The following is a 5,866-nucleotide window of genomic DNA, read 5'->3' as shown; positions in this document are numbered from 1 at the left end:
CCCGATCGGGAGACCGCCTTCGGCGTATCCGGATGTGTCAGAAGTCAGGCGTTGGCCTTCTTCTTGCCCGGTCCCTTGCGGTGCAGGTGAGCCGGGCCGATCTCGCCACCACGAAGCAGGTCGAGGCGCTCCTTGAGGATGTCCTCGAGCTCCTTCTCCGATCGCCGCTCCAGGAGCATGTCCCAGTGCGTACGCGCCGGCTTCTCGGCCTTCTCCTCCGGCTTGGCACCGGAGAGGTTGAGAGCCTCCATGCCGCAGCGCGGGCACTCCCAGATGGCCGGAACCTCGGCCTCGTCCGACATCGTGATCTCGAAGTCGTGGCCCTGCGGGCACCGGTAGGCCACCTGCTGGCGGCCCGCGAACTCGATCCCGCGTTCGTCCTCAAAACTTTGTCCGCCCAGTCGGGCGCCGCGCAACGTGCGCTCGGCCATGAAGCACCTCCTGAGTCGATCGTCCCCCGTTGAATGAGCTGAAGAGCGAGGCGGTCTGCGGACTCATGACGCAGGCCGGTCAGGCCTCTTCACACCAACAACGGTACAGAGGAGGTGATGATTCCGTGAATTGTCGAGATCCTCGCCGTGTTGTTCGACACAGGACCCGCCTGACCTGCGGATCCCCCTGAGAGAGTCCTGAGCGGGCGGTGTCCCGAAACCGCCAGCCGCCAGGAGCGCTCTCAGAGCCTCTCAGACCCTCTCGGGCGCCCGGTTGCCCGCCTGCTCGATGCCCTTGGCCGTGTTCACCAGCGCGAGCAGCCCACCACCGAGCACGAAGAAGGCGATCAGCGCCAGGATCGCGGGCCGGTAGGAGTCGGTGAGCTGGTAGACGAGCCCGAAGACCAGCGTGCCGAGCCACGAGGTGCCGCGGTCCATGGCGTGGTAGAGGCTGAAGTACTCGGCCTCCTTGCCTGCAGGGATGAACAGCGAGAAGTAGGACCGCGCCAGCGCCTGGGTGCCACCCATGACCAGGCCGATGCCGACCGCCACGACGAGCAGCGGTGCGAGGGACTGCTCCGGCACGAAGTAGGCCACCACCACGATGAGCATCCAGCCGCCCAGACCGCCGAGGATCACCCGCTTGGCGCCGAAGCTCTTCGCCAGCCGGCCGAAGAAGACCGCCCCGCCGACGGCTACGAACTGCACCAGCAGGTAGATGCCGAGCATCGTGCCGGTCTCGAAGCCGAGCTCCTCGACGCCGTACGTCGAGGCCGAGCTGATCACGGTCTGGATGCCGTCGTTGAAGAAGAGGTAGGCCAGCAGGAAGGTCAGCGCGACCGGGTACTGCGGCAGCTCCTTGAGGGTCGCGAACAGCTGTCCGAACGAGCGCGCCACCACGCCGCCGGAGACGTCCTCGACATCTGCCGGCTCGTGCCGGCGGATCCGGCGCCACGGGATGATGATGAACGCCGCCCACCACAGCCCGGCCGACAGCATCGAGATCCGCACGGCCAGCGCCGTGCCCAGCCCGAGCGGGTCGGCGAAGGTCACCAGGAGGAAGTTGATGGCGAGCAGCAGCCCGCCGCCGGCGTACCCGTAGGCCCAGCCGATCGAGGAGACCCGGTCGCGTTCGTTCTCGGTCGAGATCAGCGGAAGGATCGAGTCGCTGACGACCACCGCCGCACCTGCGCACAGGTTGGCGATGATGAACATGATCGATCCGAACCACCAGTTGTCCCCGGTCATGAAGAACAGCAGCGCCGCACAGAGCGCGCCGGCCCAGGCGAACCCGGCCATCAGGTCCGGCTTGCGCGAGGTGCGGTCGGCGATCGCACCCACGAGCGGGTAGATGATGGCTGAGAGGAGCGTGGAGAAGGTGATGACGTACGACGGCAGGGCTCCGGGTGCGATCGACAGGCCGAGCACGTCGATGCGGTTGTCGACGGCGGCGGCCTTGGCGATCTCGATCAGGTAGGGCGCGAACAGCACGCCCGCGACCGTCGTCTGGAAGGCGGAGACGGCCCAGTCGGTGAAGAACCAGCCCTTCTGCTCCCGTGCCCGCTCGACGGGCCTGAAGTCGCCGATCCCGGCTGATGTGGTCACTTCTCGGGCTCCTCGCCATGCTCTACGGATTCGGCCTCGTCGGTGGGCTCAGCCCGAGGCGGCTCAGCGTGAGACGGCTCAGCCTCCCACAGGCCACGCTCCTCCAGGAACGCTTTCAGTACGTCGGTGCGGTCGGTCATCAGGCCGTCGACGTCGCGCTCGATCAGACGCTTCATCTCGACCGGGTCGTCGATGGTCCAGACGTGGACCTCCTTACCGGCCTTGTGGGCGCGGCGCACCAGACCACGAGAGGCCACTCGGACGGACAGCGGGCCGATGAGGCGCTGACGGTGTGGGATCTGGAAGGCGTCGAACCGTCCGCCCGCGAGCCGCCTGGCGATTCCCGTGGTGGGAGCGAGCACGTAGGCCAGCACCTCCCGAGGGTTCGCCGAGGTCCGCACGCGCCCCTCGGTCAGGCGTCGGAACTCCTTGATCCGGCGAGCCGAGAAGGAGCCGACGATGACCGTGTCCTCGCGATCGGTCGCAGCGAGGAGCTCGGCCAGCGCACCGACCGCCCCGTCGGACTTGAGATCGATGTTGAAGGTGACCCCGGGGAACGCCTCGAAGAGCTCGGCCAAGGTCGGCACACCGTGCTGACCGCCGATGCGGGCGGCCTGCACCTCGGCGTACGTCATCTCCGCGATCAGGCCGCTGACGTCGGTCACCCGGTCGAGCGCCTCGTCGTGGAAGGCGAGCAGGACGCCGTCGCGGGTGACGTGCACGTCGGTCTCGAGATGGGTGTAGCCGAGCTCCACCGCATGCCGGAACGCCTCCATGGTGTTCTCCATCCCGACCAGGTCGGGATGGAGCGCTCCACCACGGTGCGCATAAGCGCGTACGCGTCGCTGCTGCTCCTTCACGGGGAGCATTAGACCACCGTCGCCGGTCTCGCAGTGTGGGAAGCGCCGCAGAGGTTGACGGGTACTTCGTGGGGTTGACGGGCACTGGAGCACCCGTCAACCCCAGGGATACCCGGTCGACCGGGTATCCCTGGGGCGCAGCTCAGATGTCGCGGAAGGCGGTGATGTTGGCGCCGAGCTGGTTGAGCCGCTCCGCGAGATCCTCGTAGCCGCGGGCGATGACGTAGGTCGAACGGAGCACCGAGGTGCCCTTCGAGGCGAGCATCGCGAGCAGCACGACGACGGCGGGACGCAGCGCCGGCGGGCAGACGATCTCGGTGCCGGAGAAGTGCGTCGGGCCCTCGATCATCACCCGGTGCGGGTCCATCAGCGTGACGTTGCCGCCGAGCTTGTTGAGCTCGGTCAGGTAGATCGCGCGGTTCTCGTAGACCCAGTCGTGCAGCAGCGTCTGGCCCTGCGCGACCGCGGCGATCGCGGCGAAGAACGGCAGGTTGTCGATGTTGAGGCCGGGGAAGGGGAGCGGGTGGATCTTGTCCAGCGGCGCGTGCAGGACCGAGTGCTTGGTGTCGATGTCGACCAGCCGGGTCTTGCCGTTGAGGGCGAGGTATTCCTCGGACAGGCTGTAGTTGAAACCCATCTCCTCCAGGGTCGCCAGCTCGATCTCCATGAACTCGATCGGCACCCGCTTGATGGTGATCTCGGAGTCGGTCACGATCGCGGCGGTCAGCAGCGACATCGCCTCGATCGGGTCCTCGCTCGGCGCGTAGTCGACGTCGACGTCGATGACCTCGCGGCCGGTGACGCGCAGCGTGGTGGTGCCGATGCCCTCGACCTCGACGCCCAGCTTCTGCAGGTAGAAGCAGAGGTCCTGGACCATGTAGTTGGAGGACGCGTTGCGGATGACGGTGGTGCCGGGATGCAGCGCGGCGGCCATCAGAGCGTTCTCAGTGACGGTGTCGCCACGCTCGGTCAGCACGATCGGACGACCCGGCTGGATCTCCCGGTTGACGCTCGCGTGGTAGGCGCCGTCGGTCGCCTTGACCTCGAGACCGAAGGGACGCAGCGCTGACATGTGCGGCTCGACGGTGCGGGTGCCGAGGTTGCAGCCGCCGGCGTAGGGCAGCTCGAAGGTGTCCAGGCGGTGGAGCAGGGGGCCGAGGAACATGATCACCGAGCGGGTGCGGCGGGCAGCGGCCTCATCGACCGCGTCCAGGCGCAGCTCCTTGGGCGGAACGATCTCGAGGTCGTTGTCGTCGTTGAGCCAGCGGGTCTGCACGCCGATCGAGTTGAGCACCTCGATGATGCGGTTGACCTCTTCGATGCGGGCGACCTTGCGCAGCGTCGTACGGCCTCGGTTGAGGAGCGAGCCGACCAGGAGCGCCACACCGGCGTTCTTGGAGGTCTTGACCGTGATCTCACCCGACAGCGTCGTCGGACCGGTGACACGCAGGTGCGTCGGACCGGCCCCGATGTCCACCAGGGAGGAGTCGAGCGCGGCACCGACCCGGGCGATCATCTCCAGGGACAGGTTCTGTTGCCCCTGCTCGATGCGGTTGATCGCACTCTGGCTGGTGTTGAGAAGGTCAGCGAGCTGTGCCTGGGTGAGGCCCTTGTGCTTGCGCGCATCGCGAATCAGGTTCCCGATGCGACCCTTGTATCCGTCGGTCATGGTGCACCACCGTAACTCATATATGAGATAAGCCTGGATTCCCCGCGAAGTGTCGGCGATTCGTTTCAGGACTGTTGCCTGGCTCCTGGAAAGCCACCGTGTGCAACATCTCTTTACGCCGGGTGACAGGATGCCACCATGCGCGCGACGACGATCCATGGGGTGGGCGACATCCGCTACACCCAGGTACCCGATCCGGCCCTGAACCAGCCCACCGACGCCATCGTCAAGGTCGTCGGCTCATGCATCTGCGGCTCCGATCTGTGGAACTACCGCGGCTCCAACGGCGAGATCGAGGAGCCCCGCACCATCGGCCACGAATGCATCGGCGTCATCGAGGAGGTCGGCTCCGACGTACGCGACTTCAAGCCCGGCGACTTCGTGATCGTCCCGTTCGACCACTGCGACAACACCTGTCCGCACTGCCTCGCCGGCTTCCAGTCGGTCTGCGAAAACCTCGGCTTCACGGTCAGCGGCCAGAGCGAGTACGCACTGGTCAACCAGGCCGACGGCTCCCTGGTCAAGCTCGACGAGACGCCCGACCCGTCGATGTACCCCGACCTGCTCGCGCTCACCGACGTGATGGCCACCGGCTGGCATGCCGCGGTCATGTCCGGTCTCGGCGCCGGCCCCCAGGGCGGCACGGCGGTCGTGGTCGGTGACGGTGCGGTGGGTCTGTGTGGCGTCCTCGCCGCCGCGCAGCTCGGCGCAGAGAGGGTCGTGGCGATGTCGCGCCACGAGTCGCGCCAGGAGATCGCCAAGAAGTTCGGCGCCACCGACATCGTCGCCGCCCGCGGCCAGGAGGGTGAGGCGGCCGTACGCGAGCTCACCGGCGGCATCGGAGCCGACTACGTCCTCGAGTGCGTGGGCACCGACCAGTCCTTCAAGACCGCCTCCAAGGTGGCCCGCCCCGGCGCGACCGTCGGCTTCGTCGGCGTCCCGCACGACGTCAACCTCCCGGTCAACGCCCTCTTCCGCACCAACGTCGGACTCAAGGGCGGGATGGCGCCCGTACGCCGCTACCTCCCGGACCTCCTGCGCCTCACTCTCGACGGCACGATCAACCCCGGCCTGGTCTTCGACAAGGCGCTGCCGTTCGCCGAGGCGGCCGAGGGCTACCGACTCATGGACGAGCGGCTCGCCATCAAGGTCCAGCTCACCTACTGAACTGATCCCGGGCGGGGGATCGGCCGAGCCGTGCGTCTGCGACACTCGGTCGATGCCCCGCACCGACACCATGCGCCTGCGCCCCCTGTCACCGGGTGATGAACACGTCTACGCCGACTGGGCACGCGATGAGG

The 5,866-nt window shown here is 67.3% G+C and carries 5 protein-coding genes; 1 reads left to right on the top strand and 4 read right to left on the bottom strand.

What is annotated here, in order from left to right:
* Positions 1-44: 44 nt before the first annotated feature.
* The 4 genes from ACFVJS_RS25950 to ACFVJS_RS25935 form a co-directional block, all read right to left on the bottom strand.
* Positions 45-431 carry an RNA polymerase-binding protein RbpA gene (locus tag ACFVJS_RS25950; protein WP_008359714.1) on the bottom strand — a complete coding sequence of 129 codons (387 nt, stop codon included), beginning with the start codon at positions 429-431 and terminating at the stop codon, positions 45-47.
* Between the two features lie 252 nt (positions 432-683).
* Positions 684-2,036 (bottom strand): MFS transporter, encoded by a 1,353-nt coding sequence (locus ACFVJS_RS25945; protein ID WP_378886384.1) that lies wholly within the window; start codon positions 2,034-2,036, stop codon positions 684-686.
* Positions 2,033-2,905 (bottom strand): glycerophosphodiester phosphodiesterase, encoded by an 873-nt coding sequence (locus tag ACFVJS_RS25940; protein WP_378886383.1) that lies wholly within the window; start codon positions 2,903-2,905, stop codon positions 2,033-2,035. The genes ACFVJS_RS25945 and ACFVJS_RS25940 overlap by 4 nt, the downstream gene beginning before the upstream one ends.
* 133 nt (positions 2,906-3,038) lie before the next feature.
* On the bottom strand, positions 3,039-4,565 hold the full coding sequence (locus ACFVJS_RS25935; RefSeq protein WP_165112579.1) for a UDP-N-acetylglucosamine 1-carboxyvinyltransferase: 1,527 nt from the start codon (positions 4,563-4,565) through the stop codon (positions 3,039-3,041).
* A gap of 138 nt (positions 4,566-4,703) precedes the next feature.
* Here ACFVJS_RS25935 and ACFVJS_RS25930 point away from each other — a divergent pair, with 138 nt between their 5' ends.
* Entirely contained in the window at positions 4,704-5,732 is a 1,029-nt protein-coding gene (locus ACFVJS_RS25930; protein ID WP_378886381.1) for a zinc-dependent alcohol dehydrogenase family protein, read from the top strand.
* Positions 5,733-5,866 lie beyond the last annotated feature (134 nt).

The sequence above is a fragment of the Nocardioides sp. NPDC057772 genome, from assembly GCF_042798075.1.
In the GTDB taxonomy this organism is placed as follows: domain Bacteria; phylum Actinomycetota; class Actinomycetes; order Propionibacteriales; family Nocardioidaceae; genus Nocardioides.
This window is presented reverse-complemented; position numbering and strand designations above follow the sequence as displayed.

Excerpts from the sequence above, each read along its gene's own strand:
- ACFVJS_RS25950 (WP_008359714.1), bottom strand. The coding sequence starts at position 431 with ATGGCCGAGCGCACGTTGCGCGGCGCCCGACTGGGCGGACAAAGTTTT.
- ACFVJS_RS25940 (WP_378886383.1), bottom strand. The coding sequence starts at position 2,905 with ATGCTCCCCGTGAAGGAGCAGCAGCGACGCGTACGCGCTTATGCGCAC.
- ACFVJS_RS25935 (WP_165112579.1), bottom strand. The coding sequence starts at position 4,565 with ATGACCGACGGATACAAGGGTCGCATCGGGAACCTGATTCGCGATGCG.
- ACFVJS_RS25930 (WP_378886381.1), top strand. The coding sequence starts at position 4,704 with ATGCGCGCGACGACGATCCATGGGGTGGGCGACATCCGCTACACCCAG.